Source organism: Novosphingobium capsulatum NBRC 12533 (assembly GCF_001598375.1).
Lineage (GTDB): Bacteria > Pseudomonadota > Alphaproteobacteria > Sphingomonadales > Sphingomonadaceae > Novosphingobium > Novosphingobium capsulatum.
This window is the reverse complement of record NZ_BCYV01000037.1, coordinates 1-20,541: the sequence shown is the minus strand read 5'-3', so window position 1 is coordinate 20,541 and position 20,541 is coordinate 1. Positions and strand designations below refer to the sequence as shown.

General features: G+C 64.3%; 18 protein-coding genes and 1 tRNA gene. 7 read left to right on the top strand and 12 right to left on the bottom strand.

The genetic code is table 11. The features are described 5' to 3' along the window. On the top strand, positions 1-205 hold a 205-nt coding region (locus SCA01S_RS22740), incomplete at its 5' end, for a hypothetical protein (protein ID WP_218016426.1). A gap of 158 nt (positions 206-363) precedes the next feature. Here the strand turns inward: SCA01S_RS22740 and SCA01S_RS20915 are convergent. From SCA01S_RS20915 to SCA01S_RS20905, 3 genes are read right to left on the bottom strand one after another with little or no spacing between them, the layout of a single operon-like run. Next, the gene (locus tag SCA01S_RS20915; RefSeq protein WP_167542935.1) at positions 364-1,131 is read right to left on the bottom strand and encodes an ImmA/IrrE family metallo-endopeptidase; all 768 of its coding nucleotides are present in this window, start codon (positions 1,129-1,131) and stop codon (positions 364-366) included. A gap of 23 nt (positions 1,132-1,154) precedes the next feature. Next, on the bottom strand, positions 1,155-1,547 hold the full coding sequence (locus SCA01S_RS20910) for a hypothetical protein (RefSeq protein WP_062788714.1): 393 nt from the start codon (positions 1,545-1,547) through the stop codon (positions 1,155-1,157). Further along, positions 1,544-2,149, bottom strand: a complete 606-nt coding sequence (locus SCA01S_RS20905; protein ID WP_062788712.1) for an RNA polymerase sigma factor — start codon at positions 2,147-2,149, stop codon at positions 1,544-1,546. The genes SCA01S_RS20910 and SCA01S_RS20905 overlap by 4 nt, the downstream gene beginning before the upstream one ends. 142 nt (positions 2,150-2,291) lie before the next feature. Between SCA01S_RS20905 and SCA01S_RS20900 the strand changes: the two genes are divergently transcribed. Genes SCA01S_RS20900 through SCA01S_RS20890 form a run of 3 tightly spaced genes read left to right on the top strand, consistent with a single transcriptional unit; the run spans position 2,292 to position 5,588 of the window. Next, positions 2,292-3,824: a nucleotidyl cyclase domain-containing protein gene (locus tag SCA01S_RS20900; protein ID WP_062788710.1), complete on the top strand. Its 1,533-nt coding sequence runs from the start codon at positions 2,292-2,294 to the stop codon at positions 3,822-3,824. Further along, positions 3,821-4,642 (top strand): E2 domain-containing protein, encoded by an 822-nt coding sequence (locus SCA01S_RS20895; protein ID WP_157089082.1) that lies wholly within the window; start codon positions 3,821-3,823, stop codon positions 4,640-4,642. The genes SCA01S_RS20900 and SCA01S_RS20895 overlap by 4 nt, the downstream gene beginning before the upstream one ends. A 22-nt stretch (positions 4,643-4,664) precedes the next feature. Next, positions 4,665-5,588 (top strand): TIR domain-containing protein, encoded by a 924-nt coding sequence (locus SCA01S_RS20890; protein WP_062788707.1) that lies wholly within the window; start codon positions 4,665-4,667, stop codon positions 5,586-5,588. Positions 5,589-5,841: 253 nt separating this feature from the next. Here SCA01S_RS20890 and SCA01S_RS20885 read toward each other — a convergent pair whose 3' ends face one another. Together SCA01S_RS20885 and SCA01S_RS20880 are read right to left on the bottom strand one after the other, a co-directional pair. Next, entirely contained in the window at positions 5,842-7,086 is a 1,245-nt protein-coding gene (locus SCA01S_RS20885) for a tyrosine-type recombinase/integrase (RefSeq protein ID WP_062788706.1), read from the bottom strand. Positions 7,087-7,251: 165 nt separating this feature from the next. After that, positions 7,252-7,325 (bottom strand) — tRNA-Gly (locus SCA01S_RS20880). A gap of 164 nt (positions 7,326-7,489) precedes the next feature. On the opposite strand from SCA01S_RS20880, the gene SCA01S_RS20875 reads away from it, so the two are divergent. Then, a complete protein-coding gene (locus SCA01S_RS20875) occupies positions 7,490-9,610 on the top strand; it encodes an acetate--CoA ligase family protein (RefSeq protein ID WP_062788704.1) in 2,121 nt (706 codons plus the stop codon). A gap of 66 nt (positions 9,611-9,676) precedes the next feature. On the opposite strand, the gene SCA01S_RS20870 is transcribed toward SCA01S_RS20875, so the two are convergent. From SCA01S_RS20870 to lgt, 6 genes are all read right to left on the bottom strand, one after another. Beyond that, positions 9,677-10,210 (bottom strand): adenine phosphoribosyltransferase, encoded by a 534-nt coding sequence (locus SCA01S_RS20870; protein ID WP_062788702.1) that lies wholly within the window; start codon positions 10,208-10,210, stop codon positions 9,677-9,679. A 106-nt stretch (positions 10,211-10,316) separates the two neighbouring features. Next, positions 10,317-11,135, bottom strand: coding sequence for a cytochrome c1 (locus SCA01S_RS20865; RefSeq protein ID WP_022678058.1), 819 nt, complete (start codon positions 11,133-11,135; stop codon positions 10,317-10,319). Between the two features lie 33 nt (positions 11,136-11,168). Next, on the bottom strand, positions 11,169-12,443 hold the full coding sequence (locus SCA01S_RS20860; protein WP_022678057.1) for a cytochrome b: 1,275 nt from the start codon (positions 12,441-12,443) through the stop codon (positions 11,169-11,171). Between the two features lie 11 nt (positions 12,444-12,454). Next, the gene (gene petA, locus SCA01S_RS20855) at positions 12,455-13,048 is read right to left on the bottom strand and encodes a ubiquinol-cytochrome c reductase iron-sulfur subunit (protein ID WP_054132825.1); all 594 of its coding nucleotides are present in this window, start codon (positions 13,046-13,048) and stop codon (positions 12,455-12,457) included. Between the two features lie 238 nt (positions 13,049-13,286). Continuing rightward, complete coding sequence (locus tag SCA01S_RS20850; protein WP_062788701.1) at positions 13,287-14,339, bottom strand: class I SAM-dependent methyltransferase; 1,053 nt, start codon at positions 14,337-14,339, stop codon at positions 13,287-13,289. A gap of 7 nt (positions 14,340-14,346) precedes the next feature. Next, the gene (gene lgt, locus SCA01S_RS20845) at positions 14,347-15,183 is read right to left on the bottom strand and encodes a prolipoprotein diacylglyceryl transferase (RefSeq protein WP_084391170.1); all 837 of its coding nucleotides are present in this window, start codon (positions 15,181-15,183) and stop codon (positions 14,347-14,349) included. A gap of 298 nt (positions 15,184-15,481) precedes the next feature. On the opposite strand from lgt, the gene SCA01S_RS20840 reads away from it, so the two are divergent. Then, the gene (locus SCA01S_RS20840; protein ID WP_022678053.1) at positions 15,482-18,277 is read left to right on the top strand and encodes a [protein-PII] uridylyltransferase; all 2,796 of its coding nucleotides are present in this window, start codon (positions 15,482-15,484) and stop codon (positions 18,275-18,277) included. 14 nt (positions 18,278-18,291) lie between these two features. Continuing rightward, positions 18,292-18,873, top strand: coding sequence for a YqgE/AlgH family protein (locus SCA01S_RS20835; protein WP_062788697.1), 582 nt, complete (start codon positions 18,292-18,294; stop codon positions 18,871-18,873). A 19-nt stretch (positions 18,874-18,892) separates the two neighbouring features. On the opposite strand, the gene SCA01S_RS20830 is transcribed toward SCA01S_RS20835, so the two are convergent. Continuing rightward, complete coding sequence (locus tag SCA01S_RS20830) at positions 18,893-20,143, bottom strand: surface lipoprotein assembly modifier (protein WP_245652854.1); 1,251 nt, start codon at positions 20,141-20,143, stop codon at positions 18,893-18,895. Positions 20,144-20,541 lie beyond the last annotated feature (398 nt).

The window sequence follows — 20,541 nt, the reverse complement described above, 5'->3', positions numbered from 1 at the left end:
TTTCCTGCCGTTCCCGCGTACCGTGCCTAACGGCTGCTCTCGCCAAAACCTGCCTCTTGGCAGGCTTGGCTGCTGCGCCGCCAAATTTGCGATCGAAGCACACGCTCGCTGTTCGAAAACCGGCGTTCAGCCACGAGCTTTTGACACCAGTGAAGTCGCGAAGAACCGTGCATTGTCATGCCGTGTCAAAACCGACCGGTTGTGACACAATTTAGCGTCCAGTTCGCCGCTTGAGGGTGCAGCACTGCGGATAGGTGGAGTCGTCGGCGGTAAGTGGGACGGAGCCGCGGCGTCGGTCTGCAATGACGATAAGGGTGATCGTGTCGGACGCGATGATACTGGGTGCTACGCCAGGCGGATTTATCAACTGAGCTCGAGCATCTTCTTGTCGGTGAACAGAAGCAGCGTCGCGAGCTGATGATTTGGCAAGCCGAACGATTGCTCGGCGATCGTGAACCGTTCCGCTGCCGGATGATCAAACCACCATGACGCCTTGCCCACGATAGGCTGCTTGGATTCCGGAGCGCCGGAAAAAAGCGCCTTAAACGCCGGGCTCTCTGGCTGCAGGTCCGCCCTAGGAAACCATCTGTCAGGTACGATGGGTGGACGACGGAACCAACGCATTCCGGTCTGTGCGTGGCAGACGAGCATGGCCGGAAAGTGGTTGGTTTCCAGTGCCCGGATCGCGGTAGCCGTGAGACTCGTCTGGAACTGCTCTGCCAATGACCTGACACCCGCCAGCGTCAGGCGGTCGAGATCTGCGGCCATAGGCCGAAAGATATACCCCGGCAGTAGGAGGTCCGACGCGTAGGCGTCGGCTTGAAGCTCCGGGTTGGCTGCAACACTTGTGCGCCGGCCATCGCTTAGCGAGCGGCCTATGTCCCCGGCCCGGCAGAGCAGACAGACGCCGCGGTGCCTGTGCCAATGCCCGAGTTCGTGGGCGACGGAGAAGCGCCGGCGCCTGGGATGGACGCGCGAGTCCACGGTGATAATCGCACTGCCGTCGCGTCCGACAATGCGAGCTTCGCACGATGTGAGCTGCCGATACTTCACCTTGGCACCGAGTGATCGGGCGACCACCTCGACGTCGATCTCACTTGGCTCCGTGATCCCGAGCGCCTGCAGCGCCAACTCCGCCGCATTAGGGACAGCCCTCATATCGCGGGATCTGCACCGGCGTCGCGTTCCAGTTCGGCCATGTCCTCCAACAAGCTGGCCAGATCATCGCCGCCATCAGCAATCGCATTTCGGGCGGCCAGGGTCATGCGGACGTCGGGATCGTTCGCCGCCGCGGCGAGACGCTCACGCATTCGAACGGGATCGAACGACACCACTTGGACGGCTGCACGTTCCACATCAATCTGTGATCTGATCTCCCTCAGTCGCGTCTTGCGGAGGAGCAGTTCCGCTCTTTCGAGATCGGCAAGCACCACGACAAGGGCAGCCTCCGCGTCGACCTCTAGGTCATCGCTGCCTAGAACCTCGTCCATGAAGACGTCGTCGAGCGCGTTTAGGCGATCGCTTACATCATTTGAGTTGCCGCTCATTGTTCCCATCCTCCTGGGAAGGCAGCCTGCAGCTTGCGCCTCAGCCGTTTACGAATCGTGGCAAGACCTTTGGCATCAACATCCAGCAGTTCTTCCAACTGTCCACCTCGCATCCGGTCGCAAAGGCCTTCGACCAGCATCTGCAACTCCTCGTCATCGGCGATGAGGTTTTCGATTACCGCCAGCACGCGCGCGTTATCACGGCTGGAGCCGAGTATGCGCTCAGGGCTCGGCGCAGGGTCCGGCAGATCCATACCTTCCCCGTTCCCCGGGGGCGGCAGAACTGCGCGCCGTCCGGCGCGGATCGCGTCGATTTCCTCGGATGCCAGGCTCCGGATCGTGCCGGAGACGATCACCGCCGCTTCGGCCCCTCGTGGAAATCGACGACTTCCTGAAAGCAACCTCACGAACGCCTCTTGGCGCAGGTCCTCAGCCGGCACGCTGCATTTGCGGGAGAACCAACGGGAGATCGCCTCAACCTTTGCCGCTTGTGCCGGACTCATTGCGCGAAGCGCATCACGCACCTCATCCGTCGAGAGATGAGCGACTTCCCTTTCGTCTGCTAATTCCGCCACGTCGTGCACGCCGTGAACCTCCCCCATTCTTAAATGCGGACTTTCAAGAATTCTCGGACATGCCCTGCTCTGTGTCCGAGTGCGCGGCCTCGCCCGCATACACCATTGAAGGGATGATCCTGCCTCGTTCAAGGCCGAGGCGCGATTGCCTCCAGAATGGAGCTAAAGCGTGGCGAAGAACTGGAACTATGATCGCGCCGAAAAGCACATCGAGCGCAAAATTGCCGACGTGAAGACGGTGACGATCGTCGACTATCACCGCGACATGTCGCTCGAGAACATCCCGGGCAACAAGGCCTATCGCGTCGACGGCGTGCATATCTATGCAGACATCCTAAACCTCAGCGACATGCTTCATGTCACGGCGGACGAAGGCGTGACCTGTCACAAGCGCACACTTCGGTTCCTCAACCTGCACTATCGCGCCGTGCACCGCATCCTCAGCCGCTGCGACACGCGCCGGGTGGATTTCCACAACCAGCGGCTGCACGCTCTGGTGGCAAGACCCTCAAACAGCGAGTCCGACGCGGAGGCGAAGCGCATCCGTCGCGCCGTGGCGATCGCGCAACTGATCATCGACGTGCTGCAGGAGACGGGCGACGCCGACGAGTCCATCCCGAGTGCCAAGGTGCGCGTCGGCATCGACTCGGGTGAGGCGCTCGCGGTCAACAACGGGCGGCGCGGCGGGCGTGAACCCCTTTTCCTTGGCGCGCCGGCAAACCACGCGGCGAAGATGTCCGGGGGAGGGGACCGGGCAGGCATCTATCTCACCAACAATGCCCGCGAGGCGATCGGTCTCGACACCGTGGACAAGCCCGCGTCCAAGGCGCTGACGAAAGGCGAGGTCGAGGAGTGCCAGCAGGCAGCCGATCTCGGCGTCTCGAAGGACACCATCGTCAAAGAGTGGAAGGAGGATCTGGAGAAGCACCCGATCGGCGCTTTTACCTTCTCGCGCCATACGCCTCCTCTCCGCACTCTCGACATCACGTCGCTCACGCCGGGAAACTCCAAGCGGCAGGAGGCAGCTTCGGTGTATGCGGACATCGACGGTTTCACCGCTTATGTGGCCAAGCACATCGCCGACGCGCCGGAGGACGTCGTGCGTGTCTTCCACGTCATCCGCGCCGAACTCGACCGCGTCCTGACTTGCGACTTCGACGGCCGCCGCATTCGCTTTATCGGCGACTGCCTTCACGGACTGCTATGCGATGGCACGGTGCACACCACCGACGATCCCGAGACGGTGAGCACCGCGACGCTCTGCGCGGGCGCGCTCCGCTCTAGCTTCGATCTGGCTTTGGAAAAGCTGGGGGGCGAGGAAATCGACGTTGAGGGTCTCGGCTTGGCGATCGGATTCGAGTTTGGCCCGATGACCGTCAGCCGGCTGGGTATGCAGGGTGACCGCGTTCGTTGCTCCGTCAGCCGGGGCGTGCTGACGTCCGAAGCCGAACAGTCGCACTGTGGCGGCGATGAGACCGCGATCGGCGCCTCCGCCTACGATGCCGGGACGCAAGCGGTGCGGGATTTGTTCGGGTCGAAACGCAAGGCGAAAGGTCTCGATTATAACGAGGCCGTCGAGGCCCTTTCCGAGAAGGGTGACGAGACTGCGGCCGTGGCGAAGCGGGAGGCGTTCGCCCTGGCAGCACCTGCCATCGCATCGGCTTCGGAACGGGTCGTCCGTCCCTACACGGAACTGAAGTGACCGGCACGTCGCCCCTTGATTTGCTGGCGGCCTGTCTCCCGGCCCTCGGCGCGACTGAACTCGGCCGCGGACCGGGCCAGGAACTCATCATAGCACTGCCCGTGACGCTCAGCGACGGCCGGCGTCCTGTCTATCAGATCCACGTGTCCGTGACGGGGACGTCGGCCTCGGCGAAGGAGGTTACTCCAACGCTGCTGCCCGCCTTCTGCCCGGAGCGTCACATCAACGCCGATGGCAGCTTCTGCCTCTACTGGCGCGCCGTCGATGACATCGTCGTCGACGATCCGGATGCGGCGCTCGCCTGGTGGGAGACCCTGGTCCGCTTCCTTCAACTACAGGCGCGGGCCGCGCGCCGGCGCCGCTGGCCCGAGGGCCAGGGCCGGGCGCACGGGGCTGCCGCACTGCACCAGTATCGGGCTGAGAGGGCGGCGGAGCGGCTCGGAGATCCGATAGCGACCGATATGCAGGAAGGCAGGCTTTCCTTGGTTGTCCGGGGAAGCGGTGCGGAAGGACCCGGCATCAGGGTCATGCGCGATGGAGATCGCGTCTATGCCGTCTGGCTGCGTAGCAGGCGCGTCGTGAATCAACGTCGCCCGTGCCTTTGCAGTGAGGGGAGCCGGCCAAGGCCGCAGACTTTGCGGTCCTGTAGCGATCACGCTGAAGCCGCGGCCACGCTCGCACTGGAACTGCATTCCATGGCGGAGCAGGAGCGCCGCTTCTGGGACGTCTTCGCTGGATATAAATGCTGCGGAACGATGGACGATTGTCCCCTGGCCAAAACAACACCGTCGCCCGTCGCGAGCAAGGCAGCGGCTTAGGCGCAAGTATGGAGATTTGTTGATGGTAAGCCTCAAGGACCGGTTTGATCAGGAAGGGGTCGTTGAAGCGCTCCTGCGACAGCGGCTCGTGCGCGGCGATCGGCAGTTCGCGGTGAGGCTCGCAGAAGCCGGTAAAACTTCGGAGTTCGCGCCGGGAGCCATTCTAATTGAGCAGGGCACCTGGGAAAACGATCTGCACTTCATCCTCGCCGGCGAGTTCGAGGTGTTGATCAATGGTCAGCACAAACAAGCTCGGGTTGCGGGAGAAGCAGTCGGTGAACTTGCTGGGCTCAACCGCTCCCGTCCGCGGACCGCTACTTTAAGGGCGACGAAGGAGAGCTTGGTCCTGAGCATCGGCCTAACCGAACTCAACCAGATCGTCGGCACCGACGTCGACTTCTGGAAGGCGACAGCCGACGTAGTTGCTGACCAGCTTGATCACCGTAACCGAGAGGTCGGCGCGGCCAATGAGCACCCCAGGATTTTTGTCATATCATCCAAAGAAGGGCTGCCGGTCGCACGTCAGGTTCGGCAAAACCTCGATGCCGACGAGATGCCGGTCTATCTGTGGGATCACGGCACTTTTGCCGTTTCCGAGTATCCGATCAGCTCGCTTGAGGACGCGATTGAACGGGCTGACTTCACCATCGCGGTGGCGAAAGCCGACGACATGCTCGTGCTACGCGGCGAGACCAACAAGGTTGCGCGAGACAACGTCCACTTCGAATACGGGATCTCCGTTGGCCGGCTGGGTCGGGAGCGGTCCTTCCTCTTAGTTGAGGCGGATGCCAAGATCCGGCTGCCTTCCGATCTCGCCGGTCTGACTACCCTGCGCTATCAGGGCGGTGATCAGGACAAGATGGAGAGGTCGGTTGCTAAAGCTTGCGATCAGGCACGGCAGCGTATCGAGTTCATCGGCGTGCGTCGGGATCGTAAAGCGACATAGGCTGGCGTGCTGACACCAGACACAACTGATCTTTGCCAGTGTCAGAACCGAGCGGTTGTGACACCTCCCAAACACCCGCTTTTTGCCTCCCGCAGTAGAAAGCGGCAGATCGGCAAACAGCCCGTTCCCCGGCACTCCGCGATGACCGATCGGTTAAGTGCTGGGCGTCGGCTTTTAGGAAATGCTGCCGTTCGAGGCGCAGCCGACGAACGGCGTATTGTGGTCGAACTCACCGTGATCCGACGGGTCGCCATCAGCCGAGCGCTGTTTGCCCGAAATTCGGCCGCAGCACCTTGGCGCCGTCGCGCAAACTATCGAGATAATCCGACCAGTGCTGCATCATGCGAACACGCTCGTCCCAGTATTGTCCGCGCGTGTAGGCGCGGCGGACGGCGTTGGCTTCGACGTGGGCGAGCTGGCGCTCGATGGCGTCGGCATTCCAGATGCCCATTTCGTTGAGCAAGGTTGCTGCCATCGCCCGAAAGCCGTGGGCGGTCATTTCGTGCTTGCCGTATCCCATGCGTCGTAGCGCGGCATTGATGGTGTTGTCGGACATCGGGCGCGTGGCCGAGCGCAGCGAGGGGAACAGATAGATGCTGTAGGTCGGATCATGCGCGATATCGCCGATGATGGCCAAGGCCTGCCTTGATAGCGGTATGGCGTGGGGCCGACGCATCTTTGCCTTGTGCTCCGGGATGATCCAGACCTTGCGCTCGAAGTCGAACTCCTTCCATTCAGCATGGCGCAGTTCACCGGGCCGCACAAAGACGTGGGGGAGGAGACGCATGGCGACTCGGGTCTGGTGGTCGCCCTCGTAATCCTCGATCGACCGAAGGAGGGCACCGGCTTCCTTCGGTGTGGTGATCGCGGCGCGGTGCACGACCTTGGGCGTGACCAGGGCACCACGCAAATCTGCGCAGACGTCGCGCTCGGCGCGCGCGGTGGCGATGGCATAGCGAAACACCTGGCTGCAGGTCGCGCGCACGCTGGTGGCGGTGTAGAATTTCCTGGTGCGTTCGATTTTCTTCAGTGCGAGCAGCACCTCGTGCGCGGTGAGCTTGGCGATGGGGCGATTGCCGATCGCCGGCATGACGAGCCCCAACTGCCACTGATATTTCTTGATCGAGGCTGGGGCCTTCTCCTCCAGCTGGACCTTTTCCAACCACTCGTCCGAGACCGTCTTGAAGGTGTTGGCGAACGAGATGGATTCCTGGATCTTGTTGAGCTTGGCATGATCGATCGGGTCGATGCCATCTGCCAGCAGACGCCGCGCATTGAGAAGCCGCTGCCGGGCATCGGCAAGCAGCAATTCCGGATAGCGACCGAAGGTCACCGTTCGCTGCAGGTTGTGGAAGCGGTAGTTCATCCGCCAGTACCGTGCGCCGGTCGGCTTCACCAGAAGGTACAGACCGTCGTGGTCGGACAGCTTGTACGCCTTGTCCTTCGGCTTGGCGCGCGCGACCGATGATGCCGTCAGCCCTGATTTCCGTTCGCCCATTTGATGGACCTCCCTTCAGCTCGGTTGGCTGCAGGTCCATCAATGTGCCCATTTTGTTCTGATATGGGGTGAAACATCGCCGGAACTGCCGGGACATTATACCAACAAAAAGCTGTAAAAAACAGCCGCTTACGGGCCGTCTTGGGACCTCCTGGGAGGAGGCTCTGGAGCGGGTAGCGGGAATCGAACCCGCATAACTAGCTTGGAAGGCTAGGGCTTTACCACTAAGCTATACCCGCCCGCATCCAGGCTTTGCGCTTGCCATGGGCAGTCGGGTTTCGTCAACCCCGGGCTTACCAATCATTCCGGCGTTTGCGGTGGATGGCCTTTGGGCCAGTCGCGCACTCGCCGCTTGCCGCGTTTCGCTGATTGTTATAAGTCATAGCGAAATTCGGAGGATGTCATGGCTGTTGAACCCGTTCTCTCGCATCAGGCGATCGCCCGTTTCCTGCGCCCGCAATCGGTGGCCGTGGTCGGCGCGTCCGACAAGCCCGGCGCGCTGGGGGCTACTTTGCTCAGCAACCTGGATCGCAATGGCTATGCCGGGGCGATCTATCCGGTAAATCCCAAGCGCAGCGAAATCGGCGGGCGGCCTTGCTATGCCAGCGTCGATGCCCTCCCCGAAGGGGTGGACGTGGCAGTGCTGGCCATTCCGCGCGTTGGCGTGCTCGATGCCGTGCGCAGCCTGGTGGCGCGCAAGGCGGGCGGCGTAGTGATCTTTTCGGCCGGCTTTGCCGAAGGCGGGGAAGAGGGCTTGGCCGAGCAGCGCGAGATTGCCCGGCTGGCGGCTGAGGCGGGCATGGTGGTGGAAGGCCCCAATTGCCTGGGCTTGGTCAACTATGTCGACCGCATTCCGCTCACGTTCGTGGAAACCGATGCCGTGCCGCCGGCGGGCCGGCGCGCGGTGGGCATCGTTTCGCAATCCGGCGCGATGGCGGCGGTGCTGGGCACCATGCTGCTGGCGCGGGAATGCGGGGTTTCCTATTCGGTGTCGACCGGCAACGAGGCGGCGAGCGGCGTGGAGGACTACGTCGATTGGCTGGTCGACGATCCCGACACCCACGCCATTGCCATGATCGTCGAGCAGTTCCGCAAGCCGCAGCGCTTTCTGGCCGCGGCGCGTCGCGCGCGGGCGGCGGGCAAGCCGGTGGTGCTGCTGCATCCCGGCAAATCCAGCGCGGCGCGCGAATCGGCGGCCACGCACACCGGGGCGATGGCCGGCGATTACAAGCTGATGCGCGCGATGGTCGCGCGCGCCGGCGTGATTTTTGCCGAAACCCTGGAAGAACTGGGCGATATTGCCGAGATCGCGGCGCTGTGCCCGATCGCGCCTTCGGGCAAGGCGGCCGTGCTGGGCGAATCCGGCGCATTCAAGGCGCTGACGCTCGACCTGGCGGAAGAACTCGGCCTGGAACTGGCCGCGCTGCATGATGAGGATTCGCCGGAACTGCGCGCCGCGTTGCCGCCGTTCGTGCCGGTGTCGAACCCGCTCGACATCACCGCGCAGGGCCTTTCGGAGCCGGCGATCTATACCCGCACGCTCGACGCCCTGCTGGCCGACGACCGCGTCGGTACGGTTCTGGCCGGGATCATCCAGGCCGAGGCGATTACCTGTGCGATCAAGTTCCCCGCCATTCTGGCTGCGGTCGAAGGCAAGACCCTGAGCAAGCCGCTGATCTTTGCCGGGCTGGACGAAGGCGCGCAGGTTCCTGCCGAGCGCGTTGCCGCGCTGCGGGCGGCCGGGGTGCCGTGGTTCCCCACCACCGAGCGCGCCTTGCGCGCCATCACCCGCCTGACGCACTGGTCTGCCCGCGATCTGACGGCCACCGATGCGCCGGCGCTGCCGGTAGCGGGCCTTGCCGATGTTTCGGGTGTCATCCCCGAATACAAGGCCAAGCAGCTGCTCGGCCCTGCCGGCGTGGCCTTTCCCAAGGGGCAGTTTGCCGCGACGCCCGATGATGCTGTGGCCGCAGCGGACGCGGTGGGCTATCCCGTGGCGATGAAGGCGCAGGCGGCGGCGCTGGGCCACAAGAGCGACGCGGGCGGGGTGATCCTCAACCTGGCCGATGGCGCGGCGGTGCGTGCGGCCTGGACTCGCATGTTTGCCAATGTCGCGGCTTATGATGCGGCGATCACGCTCGATGGCGTGCTGATCGAAGCGATGGGCAAGCGCGGCGTGGAAATGATCGTGGGCGCCAAGAACGATCCCGAATGGGGACCGGTGGTGCTGGCCGGGTTTGGCGGGGTGACCGCCGAAATCCTTCAGGACGTGCGCCTGCTGACGGCCGACCTGACCCAGGAAGCGGTTGAGGCCGAACTCATGCAACTCAAGAGCGCGGCATTGCTGGCGGGCTATCGCGGCTCTCCGGCGCTCGATGTGCCGGCCCTGGCCGCGCTGATCGTCAAGGTGGGCCAGGTGCTGCGGGCCGAGCCGTCGATCCGCGAGATCGATCTCAACCCGGTGATCCTGCACCCCAAGGGCGAAGGCGTGGTCGCGCTCGACGCGCTGATGCTGGTGGATTGACGGAGCGTCTGACCCGCCCTCCCTGCGCGGCGGCGCAAAGGGCGGGCGGGTTGTCGCGTGCTGCCGTCAGTGCCCGGGGAAGTCCATCAGGGCGTCTACCACCAGGCCCGCGTCGCGCAGGCGCTGCGCCCCGGCCAGGTCGGGCAGGTCGATCACGAAGAACGCATGGGTCACCACCGCGCCCGCCTCGCGCAGCAGCTGTGCGGCGGCCAGCGCCGTGCCGCCAGTGGCGATGAGATCATCGACGATCGCCACGCGCTGTCCTGGCGCGATGGCGGTGGGATCGATTTCCAGCCTGTCGGTGCCATATTCCAGGTCATAGTCGACGCCCAGCGTCGGCACCGGCAATTTGCCCGGCTTGCGCACCGGCAGAAAGCCCAGCTGCGCGCGCGCAGCCGCAGCGGCGCCAAAGATGAAGCCGCGCGCCTCCATCCCGGCGATCAGGGTTGCGCCGCTGGCCTGTGCCCGGGTGGCAAGGTGGTTGATCGCGGCGGCAAAGCCGGTGGGATGGCTGATCAGCGTGGTGACATCGCGAAACAGCACGCCCGGCACGGGAAAATCGGGCACGGTGCGGATCAGGGATTTGAGGTCGCAGGTCATGAAGCAATGTCCAAGGCAATCGGGAAAAGTGGCCGCCAGTGCCGACAACCCATGAAAAAGGCCACCGTTTCCGGTGGCCTTTTCGTTTTGGCGCTGTCGCCCGGCTTTAGTGGACCCGGGCCCAGATATTGCGCTTGGCCAGATAGGCCAGCACGGTGGCGGCGAGGAGGAAGCCGAGCACGGCCCAGCCGGTCTGCTTGCGCTTTTCCATCTTGGGTTCGGCGGTCCAGGTCAGGAACGCGGCAACGTCGGCAGCCATCTGCTGCTTGGTGGCCTTGGTCCCGTCGCCATAGGTCACCTGGTCGTCGGCCAGCGGCGCGGGCATGGCGATGTTCAGGTTGGCGAAGTAGGGGTTGTAGTAGAGGCCATCGGGCGTCTTGCTGTCGGGGAACCGCTTGAGCAGTTCGGCCGGCTGATCCTGGTAACCGGTCAGCAGCGAATAGACGTATTCCGGGCCTTCATGGCGGGCCTTGGTGACTAGCGACAGGTCTGGCGGGTTGCCGGTGCCGGCGTAATAGACCTTGGGGAAGTGATCGGCCGGCACGTTGTCGCGCTGGGTTTCATCACCGGTCTTGGGATCGACGACCTTGGCCTTGTTCGACCAATCCTTGGCGATCGCCTTCACTTCCGCTTCGGAATAGCCGAGCGCGGCCAGATCGCGGAACGCCACGAAGTGGAGCGAGTGGCAGTTGGAGCAGACTTCCTTGTAAACCTGGAAGCCGCGCTGCAGCTGGGCCCGGTCAAACTTGCCGAAGGCGCCGTTGAACGAGAAGCCGGGTTCAGGCTCGTGCGGGGCGAGGTGATAGACCTGCACCGCCGTGGCGGGTTCGGGCTCGCGGATCGCCTGGATCGCGCCCACTCCGAACGACCAGAGCAGCGCCACGGCGAAGAAGAGGCCGACAAGAGGACCAAAAAGACGGACCATGGGGTTCTCTCTCTTTGTGCGGTTCGCGCTGGCTCAGGCGGCCGGGGCGGTCTGGTCATCCTTGCCCAGCACCGCTTGCGTGATGGAGAAGGGCAGCGGGGCCGGCTTCTCGATCGAGGCGACGATCGGCAGGATCACCAGGAAGTGGAGGAAATAGTACGTGGCGGCGATCTGCGAGATCAGCACATACTTGGTTTCGGCCGGCGAGCCGCCGCAGAAGCCCAGCACCAGCACGTCGATCACGAGCAGGTAGAAGAACTTGCGGAACAGCGGGCGATAATGGCCCGAACGCACCGGCGAGGTGTCCAGCCAGGGCAGGAAGAACCACACCAGGATTGCCGAGAACATCGCCAGCACGCCCATCAGCTTGGCCGGGATGAACAGGAAATCGGCGGTGAAAGCGCGCAGGATCGCGTAGAACGGCCAGAAGTACCATTCGGGCACGATGTGCGCCGGCGTCGAAAGCGGGTTGGCCTGGATATAGTTGTCCGGGTGGCCCAGCGCGTTCGGCAGGAAGAACAGCATGGTGCAGTAGAGGATCGCGAAGACCCCCAGCCCGAAGCCGTCCTTGGCGGTGTAATAGGGGTGGAACGGCACGGTGTCAGATTCGGTCTTCACTTCCACGCCGGTGGGGTTGGACGAACCGGGAATGTGCAGCGCCCAGATGTGCAGGATCACCACGCCCAGGATCACGAAGGGCAGCAGGAAGTGCAGGCTGAAGAAGCGGTTGAGCGCGGCGTTATCCGGCGCGAAGCCACCCAGCAGCCACTGCTGCAGCGGCGTGCCGACCACCGGGATGGCCGAGAACAGGCCGGTGATGACCTTGGCGCCCCAGAAGCTCATCTGGCCCCACGGCAGCACATAGCCCATGAAGGCCGTGGCCATCATCAGCAGGAAGATGGTGACGCCCAGAAGCCAGATCATTTCGCGCGGGGGCTTGTACGAGGAGTAGAAGAACCCGCGGAAGATATGGATATAGACCACCACGAAGAACGCCGAGGCGCCGTTGGCGTGCGCATAGCGCAGCATCCAGCCCCAGTTCACGTCGCGCATGATGTGCTCGACACTGTCGAATGCCACGCCGGAATTGGCGGCATAGTGCATCGCCAGGACCACGCCGGTCACGATCTGGAGCATGAGGCACACCCCAGCGAGCACGCCGAAGTTCCACATGTAGTTCAGATTGCGCGGCACCGGATAGCCGGCGCCGACAGCATTATAGACGAAGCGCGGCAGTGGCAGCTTTTCGTCCAGCCACTGCATCAGCGGGTGGCTTGGCTTGTAATGTTTCGCCCAGGGAAAGCTCATCGTGTCTATCCTCAGCCGATCTTCACGACAGTGTCGGACGTGAATTCATAAACCGGCACTTCCAGGTTCTTGGGTGCCGGGCCCTTGCGGATGCGCGCGGCGGTATCATAGACCGAGCCGTGGCACGGGCAGAAATAGCCGCCGAATTCACCCTTCACCTCGCCTTCGCCGGCGCCCAGCGGCACGCAGCCCAGGTGGGTGCAGACGCCCATGGTGATCAGCCAGTTGGTCTTGCCGGGCTTGGTCCGCTCTTCCAGGGTCTGCGGATCACGCAGGCTGGAAAGCGGCACCTTGTCGGCCTCGCTGATTTCCACCGGGGTCAGGTTGCGCACGAAGACCGGTTGCTTGCGGAACACGGCCTTGATCGCCTGGCCGGGCGCGATCTGCGAGATATCGATCTCGGTCGAACTTTCCGCCAGCACGTCAGCCGAAGGTGCCATTTGCGAGACCAGCGGCACGAGCACCGCCAGTCCGCCAACACCTGCAAAACTCACCGCTGCGATATTGATGAAATCGCGCCGCCGCACGCCTTCATCGGCGCCCGCACCGTCATGGACGGCGGGCGAATCTGTGCCGCTTGCGTTCACAATTGCCTCATCAGCCATTGATAATCCCTGCCTGCTGCCACCCCGCCTGGAAACGGCCGGGCACGGTATTTCCCCCTCCTTGCGCGCGGCGGCGAACATCGCCGGGTATCATGCGCGCCGGGCCGCCGTGATATGCACGTGCCAGACCCAAACAGTTATAACGCGTGATAGCCACAGAATTGCGGCTTTGCCAACAAGCATTTTAGTGCAGCAACCGGCTGTATTTTGCGCTGCCGCAATGCAATCGATAAACTACCTAGAACGCAGCAGTAGTTGGCCAGTGCAGTGCGGTAAAAGCCATGGCCTTGAACAAGTTGCCCATTTCGGTTGGATCGATCAGGCGGGCCAGCGCACGCGTCAGTGCCGGGGCATGATCGGGGGCATGGCGGGCCAGCGTGGCCGCGCGCGCCTCGATCCCCAGGGATTTGAGGAATTCGCCCTGCGTGACAATACCTTCACAGCGGGCGCCGGCGGCCGCGATCACCGGCACCAGCGCGGCGAAATCGACCAGCGCGGTCAGGTCTGCCTCGCCCGGTTCGGCAAACGGATCGACCTTTTGGTGGGCGCGCACGGCTTGCAGCGTGCTGCCATCTTGGGGCTGGGCATGGCCATAGTCGATCCACAGCGCCACGCCGCCCTGCGCGGCCAGGCGCGCGGCGATATCGGCCGTGACGGCGGCGGCGGCCGGACAGGTTTCGATGATCGTGCCTTCGGGCGCATCGGCGCGATCGGCGGGCACGGCCGCGTCCATCGGGCGGGTGCCGGCCACTGGCAGCAAGCGATCGCCCGCCGCGTCCCAGCCGATCATCCGCTCGCGCCAGCCTTCGGCCATGCGCACGATCTGGCGCACGGGCAGGGCATCGAGGAATTCGTTGCCCACCACCATGAGCGGGCGATCGGTCGGCAGCGTGGAAAAATCATCGTGCCAGGTGGCGTGGGGGAAACGCTGTCGCTGTATGCCGCGCAGCGCCGGGCTGGTTTCCACGAAGTGCACATCGGGCACCAGGCCGTGGCGCGCGGCGGCGCGCAGCGCATCGAGTGCCAGGGTGCCGCGGCCGGGCCCGGCCTCGACATAGGCGACCGGCTGTGGCTTCCCGGCACGAATCCAGATGTCGGCCAGCCATAGCCCGATCATTTCGCCAAACATCTGGCTCACTTCCGGGGCGGTGATGAAATCGCCGGCCGTGCCCAGCGGATCGCGCGTGCTGTAATAGCGCGCGTTGGATTCGGCCATGAAGTGCGCCACGCTGATCGGGCCGGTCGCCCGGATCAGCCTGGCAAAGACATCGCGCAGGCTTTCAGTGGCCATGGTCTGGTCAATCGGCCGGGGGCGGGGCCACGGTTCCCAGCGGCGGGCGCACCATCGCCCGGATCAGCAGGGTGAGGCCGATCGCCAGCATCGGAAGGGTCAGCCACTGGCCCATCGACAGCCCGGTGCGCAGGGCAAAGTCTTCGAGCTGGGCATCGGGTTCGCGATAGAATTCGACGATGAAGCGCGACAGCGCATAGCCGGTGGCAAACGTGCCCATCAGCAGGCCCGGACGCCAGCGCGCGCGGGTTTTCCAGAACAGCGTGATCAGCACGGTGGCCAGGATCACCCCTTCGAGCAGCGCTTCATAGAGCTGGCTGGGATGGCGCGGATTGGGGCCTGCGCCAGGAAAGACCATGGCCCAGGGCACATCGGCGGTAGTGACGCGGCCCCATAGCTCGCCATTTACGAAATTGGCGCAGCGGCCGAAGAACAGCCCGATCGGCGCGCATGGGGCGATATAGTCGCACACCCGGATGAAGCTCAGCTGGTTGCGCCAGCAGACGAAGGCGATCGCCAGCACGGTGCCGATCAGGCCGCCGTGAAAGCTCATGCCGCCCTGCCACAGCTTGACCAGTTCGCTGGGGTGGGTCCACAGTTCCGGAGCATAGAACGTGGCATAGCCAAGTCGGCCGCCCAGGATGATGCCCAGCGTGGCATAGAAGAACAGGTCATCGGCGTGGCGCTGGGCCATCGGCGCCCCCGGCTGGCGGATCATGCGCGAGAGATGCCAATAGCCGAGCAGGATGCCGGCGAGGTAGGCCAGCGAATACCAGCGCAGGGCAAAGAAGCCGAAATCCCAGGCGATGGGCGAGAGATGCAGTTGCTCCCAATGCAGCGGCATGTGCGACGAGGCAGCCGCAGCGGCAGAAAGGGCCGGAAAAAGGGACAAGCGCGACGCTCCGTATTCGGTGAACTAATGGCCGTGGGCCAGGCCTTGCCAGCCTGCCCAGGTTCGCGCGCCTTCTGGCACAGGGGCCAAGCTGCTGGCAAATCCCAAAAGCGCGGCAGCGCCGTTACAGCCCGGTCGCAGTCGTTCGCGCGCGATCCTGCCCGAAAGGGGGAGGCCAATCGGCGATTATCGTGAAAACTTGGATGCCTGCGCTGTTTCCCCTTAACGCCACCTCGTTTAATGAGGGGGCATGACCTTGCCCCGCATCGCCCACCAGCGCGCCATTATCGACCGTCGCACCCTTGCCGAGGCGGTGACCCAGGCCGTGGCGCAAGCCGATGGCGATCCCTCGCGCGCCCGGCCCGTAGTGGTCGAGCATCTGCGCGCCGCGCTGGCCCATGGCCGCGAGGAACTGGCCCGGCGCCTGCGCGGCAGGCCCTCGGCAGGTTATGAATGCGCCCAGGGCCAGGCCTTCCTGGTCGACCAGCTGGTGCGGGTGATTCACGACTATGTGATCGGCCAGGTCTATCGCGCCAGCAACCGCACGACGGGCGAGCGCATCGCCGTGCTGGCCGTGGGTGGCTATGGCCGGGGCGAGATGGCGCCGCATTCCGATGTCGACATCGCGTTCGTCACGCCGAACAAGCCCACCGCGTGGTGCGAGCAGGTGATCGAGGCGATGCTCTATTTCCTGTGGGACCTTGGCCTCAAGGTCGGTCATTCCAGCCGCTCGCTCGATGATACGGTGCGCATGGCCAAGAGCGACCTGACGATCCGCACGGCGCTGCTCGAAGGGCGTTACGTCTGGGGCGATCGCGACGTCTATGAAGAAGCGGCGCGCCGCTTCTGGGCCGAGGTCGCCGCCGGCACCGAGCGCCAATTCGTCGCCGAAAAGCTGGCCGAACGCAACGAGCGGCACAAGCGGCTCGGCGACAGCCGCTATGTGGTCGAACCCAATGTGAAAGAGGGCAAGGGCGGGCTGCGCGACCTGCACACGCTCTACTGGATCGGCAAATATGTCCACAAGGTGCGCGATCCATCGGAACTGGTCGATGTCGGCCTGCTCACGGCGGCGGAATATCGCGCGTTCCACCGCGCCGAGAATTTCTTCTGGGCGGTGCGCTGCCACCTGCACATGATCACCCGCCGCGCCGAAGATCGCCTGACATTCGACCTGCAACGCGAAGTGGCCGCGCGCATGGCCTTTGCCGATCGTCCGGGCAAAAGCTCGGTCGAACGCTTCATGCAGTTCTTCTTTCTCCAGGCCAAGCAGGTCGGCTCGCTCACCGGCGTGTTCATGGCCCAGCTCGATGAACAGTTTGCCCGCACCAAGCCCGGCTTCTTCGCCGCGCTGCGCCAGCGCCGCAAGCGCAAGGTTTCGGGCTTTCCCATCGTCGCGGAAAAGGTGTCGGTCCCGGCCGACGATTTCTTTGCCGTCGATCCCGTGCGCCTGCTCGAGATCTTCGTGGTGGCCGACAAGCACGGGCTGGAAATCCATCCCGATGCGATGCGCCTGGCGCGGCGCGATGCTGGCCTGATCGATGGCGCGGTGCGCAAGGACCCGCGCGCCAATGCCTTGTTCCTGGAATTGCTGACCAGCCCGCATGATCCCGAAACCGTGCTGCGCTGGTTGAACGAGGCCGGCGTATTCGGCCGCTTCATTCCCGATTTCGGGCGCGTGGTGGCGCAGATGCAGTTCGACATGTACCACCACTATACGGTGGACGAGCATACCATCCGCGCCATTGGACTGCTCGCCCGCATCGAAAAGGGGGAGGAGCGCGAACTGCATCCCCTGGCCAGCAACGTGGTGCAGAAGGTTGCCTCGCGCCGCGTGCTCTATGTTGCCACGCTGCTGCACGATATCGCCAAGGGCCGCCGCGGCGATCACTCGGTGCTGGGCGCCGAGGTGGCGCGGAAGCTGTGCCCGCGGCTGGGCCTGTCGGCGGCAGAGACCGAACTGGTATCCTGGCTGGTGCGCTGGCACCTGTTGATGAGCGCCACCGCGTTCAAGCGCGATCTGGCCGATTACAAGACGATCGCCGATTTCGCCGCGCAGGTGCAAAGCGCGGAGCGGCTGCGCCTGCTGTTGATCCTCACCATCGTCGATATCCGCGCGGTCGGGCCAGGGATCTGGAATTCGTGGAAGCGGCAGCTGTTGGGTGACCTGTTCATCCAGACCGAGGAAATGCTGCGCCTGGGCCACAAACAGCACGGCCGGCCCGAGCGCATCGCCGCCAAGAAGAAGGCGGTGGGCGAACTGCTCAAGGAACGCGACGCGCTGATCGGCACGGTCGGCCGGCAGCTGAGCGATGCCTACTGGATTGCCGAACCCGAAGACATCATCGCGCTCAATCTCCAGCAGATGGATAGCGCCCTGGGCGAGCCGCTGTCGGTAGAGGCGCATTACTATCCCGCGCGCGGCGCCACGCTGGTTACCGTGCTGGCCGCGGACCACGCCGGGTTGTTCTATCGCCTGGCCGGCGCGATCCACCTGGCGGGGGGCAACATCATTGATGCGCGCATCCACACCACCCGCAACGGCCTGGCCGTGGACAATTTCCTGGTGCAGGACCCGCTTGGCCGCCCGCTCAACGAAGCGCGCCATATCGAACGGCTCAAGAACAGCATCGCCGATGCCCTGTCCAACCGGGTCAAGCTCATGCCCCAACTCGCCGCGCGGCCGCTCGCCCGCCCCCGGGCCGAGGCGTTCGACGTGCAGCCGATCGTGATCTTCGACAACAAGGCGTCCAACCGCTTCACCGTGGTGGAAGTGGGCGCGCGCGATCGGCCCGCGCTGCTCGGCCGCCTGGCGCATGCCCTGTTCGATTCGCGGCTGGTGGTCCATTCCGCTCACATCGCCACATATGGCGAACGCGCGGTCGATACGTTCTATGTCACCGATATCCTGGGTGAGAAGGTGACCAGCGAGAACCGCCTGCGCAACCTGGAAAAGCGCCTGATCGACGTGGCCGAAGACCGTGGTCCGGGGGGCGCCAGCGAACGCGCTGCCACCGCCGCCGCTGCCGCATCGGCCGCCGCCTGAAAAAGTCTGCCATCATGACCGAACCTGCCGCTGCCGATCTTGCCCCGCACTATCTTGCCGGGCGCCTGCTGCTTGCCATGCCCGGCATGATGGATCCGCGCTTCGATCACGCGGTGCTCGCGCTGTGTCTGCACGATGCCAACGGCGCCCTCGGCATTGGCCTGGGAGAGGAACGTGCCGGCATCCGCTTTCACGGCCTGCTGGAAGATGTAGGCATAGATCCGGGCCATGCGCCCGATGTACCGGTGCTGCATGGTGGCCCGATGGAAACCGGGCGCGGCTTCGTGCTTCACACCCCCGATTGGGGCGGCGAGGGCTCGGTCACGGTCAATCCGCTGTGCACGCTCTCCGCCTCGATGGACGTGCTGCGCGCGATTGCTGAAGGGCGTGGCCCCTCGCGCTGGCTGGTGGCGCTGGGCTATGCCGGCTGGGGACCGGGGCAGTTGGAAGAAGAAATGCACCACCACGGCTGGCATGCCGCCGAAGGTTCACCCGCGATCCTGTTCGACACGCCGCGCGAACAGCGCTGGTCGGCCACCTGGCGCGCCGCGGGAATCGATCCCGCCCATCTTGCCGCCGATACCGGCCACGCCTGAACTCGCGGGGAGCGCACGCTCAAAACGCGGCGGTAATGCCCACTTCGGCCGCGACTCGGCGATAGTCATAGATGCCCACGGTCGATCGGTTGCGCTCCCAGCGCAACCGCGTGATCGGGGCCAGGCCCTGCCATTGCAGCGCACGCCAGGTGGTGCTGGCCACCACGGAAAAGCGGTCATCCATCCGGCGGCGCGGATAGAGGAACAGCCGGGCATCGGCCTCGAGGTGGCTGTAGCTGGCGCTGATCACGGCGGTGGTCCGGCCGATTTCGCGAAACGCATAGACCGCGCCACCGCCGGTCACGTCCGACCAGCCCGCGTCGCGTGCCTTCGTGCGGTTGACGAAGGCCTGCAGCCCGCCCCCCAGGCGGGCCGATAGCGCACGATCGAGCCCGGCCGACAGGGCAAAGACATCGCCGGTCTGCAAGGCATTGCGCCGGTTGGCGGTATGGGTCACGCCCAAGCCCAGGCGGCCCTGCATCGTCTTGCCCATGGGATGGAGGAAATCGGCACTCACCCCCACCGACGTGCTGTAGGGCTTGAGGCCATACCATCGCCAGGTTGGCCCGGCGGCCAGCGTCAACCGGTCGGCACCCAGCGTATATTCCGGGCCGGCCTGGATGCCGATCAGGATATCGTCAAAGCGCTCATCGCGGTAAAGATCGCCCGATCCATTGGCCCGCACCAGCAGGGTGGCATTCTTTTCCAGCGGGGTGCGAAAATAGGTCTGCCCGCGCAGCGCCAGGCCCAGGCCCGATCTGGCCTTGGCATCCTGGTCCAGCGTGAAATCGCCGATCACCGTACCCAGCGTGTTGGACCGGGTAGCGCGGTTGATGTTGCTGTCGGGCGCCAGCGCCACGTCCAGACTGCCACCAAAGGGTTTGCGCGCCTTGAGCGCGGCGGCATAGAACCGCACCATGCGCTCCACGTCCGGCGGCAGCCCACCAGCCTGGGCCGCGCGCATTTCCCGGCGCGCGGCGCCAAGGTCGCCCATCATCGCCTGAACCCGCGCCAGTTCCAGGCGGACGCGCTGGGCGTTGGGGCGTTCGTCCAGAATGCGGCGCAGGATCAGGGCTGCGTCCTTCAACTTGTGCTCGCGATCCGCCAGCATCAGCGCCAGGCGAAACCGCGCTTCGTTGCGCAGGTCGATATCGGGATTGTCCGCCAGGGCGCGATAGGCGGTTTCGGCGGTGGCAAAATCGCCGCTGTCGCGGGCGCGGTCGGCGAGTTCGAACAACTGCGGTGCCGTTAGCGATACGCTGTCGGCCATCGCTGCCGCCGGGCAAGAGAGCGCCATAAGCAGGGCGGCGACAAGATAAGGCTTGGAAATGGCTAAGCTCCCGAGTTTGCAACGAACTATTGCATCGGCCCGATGCCGTCCAGCGCGCGCTTGCGCAGCTTCAATCCGATTTGGCGTGGCGAATCCGACTCACACGGGGCAAATCTGCGGATTCATCGCACGTCCGGCATGCGTCCATCATCGGCAATCGCTGCAAAGTGACAGAAAAATGTCGATCTAATCCATTGTTAAATATAAAATTATTCAGGCTATGGCACCCCTGTGGAAAAATGCTCGTTGACGCCTGCGCTGCCCGTCCATATATGCCGCTTCACCGACGCGGTTCAGCCGGTTTTTCCGGTTCTTCGGGTGTTTCCTGAAGGGTTGTG

Bases quoted from the DNA above. Each gene is read 5' to 3' on its own strand.
- SCA01S_RS20870 (WP_062788702.1), bottom strand. From the start codon at position 10,210: ATGACCTGCGACCTCAAATCCCTGATCCGCACCGTGCCCGATTTTCCC.
- SCA01S_RS20885 (WP_062788706.1), bottom strand. From the start codon at position 7,086: ATGGGCGAACGGAAATCAGGGCTGACGGCATCATCGGTCGCGCGCGCC.
- SCA01S_RS20905 (WP_062788712.1), bottom strand. From the start codon at position 2,149: ATGGGGGAGGTTCACGGCGTGCACGACGTGGCGGAATTAGCAGACGAA.
- SCA01S_RS20875 (WP_062788704.1), top strand. From the start codon at position 7,490: ATGGCTGTTGAACCCGTTCTCTCGCATCAGGCGATCGCCCGTTTCCTG.
- SCA01S_RS20910 (WP_062788714.1), bottom strand. From the start codon at position 1,547: ATGAGCGGCAACTCAAATGATGTAAGCGATCGCCTAAACGCGCTCGAC.
- lgt (WP_084391170.1), bottom strand. From the start codon at position 15,183: ATGCCGCTGCATTGGGAGCAACTGCATCTCTCGCCCATCGCCTGGGAT.
- SCA01S_RS20830 (WP_245652854.1), bottom strand. From the start codon at position 20,143: ATGGCCGACAGCGTATCGCTAACGGCACCGCAGTTGTTCGAACTCGCC.
- petA (WP_054132825.1), bottom strand. From the start codon at position 13,048: ATGGCTGATGAGGCAATTGTGAACGCAAGCGGCACAGATTCGCCCGCC.
- SCA01S_RS20840 (WP_022678053.1), top strand. From the start codon at position 15,482: ATGACCTTGCCCCGCATCGCCCACCAGCGCGCCATTATCGACCGTCGC.
- SCA01S_RS20850 (WP_062788701.1), bottom strand. From the start codon at position 14,339: ATGGCCACTGAAAGCCTGCGCGATGTCTTTGCCAGGCTGATCCGGGCG.
- SCA01S_RS20860 (WP_022678057.1), bottom strand. From the start codon at position 12,443: ATGAGCTTTCCCTGGGCGAAACATTACAAGCCAAGCCACCCGCTGATG.
- SCA01S_RS20835 (WP_062788697.1), top strand. From the start codon at position 18,292: ATGACCGAACCTGCCGCTGCCGATCTTGCCCCGCACTATCTTGCCGGG.
- SCA01S_RS20865 (WP_022678058.1), bottom strand. From the start codon at position 11,135: ATGGTCCGTCTTTTTGGTCCTCTTGTCGGCCTCTTCTTCGCCGTGGCG.
- SCA01S_RS20890 (WP_062788707.1), top strand. From the start codon at position 4,665: ATGGTAAGCCTCAAGGACCGGTTTGATCAGGAAGGGGTCGTTGAAGCG.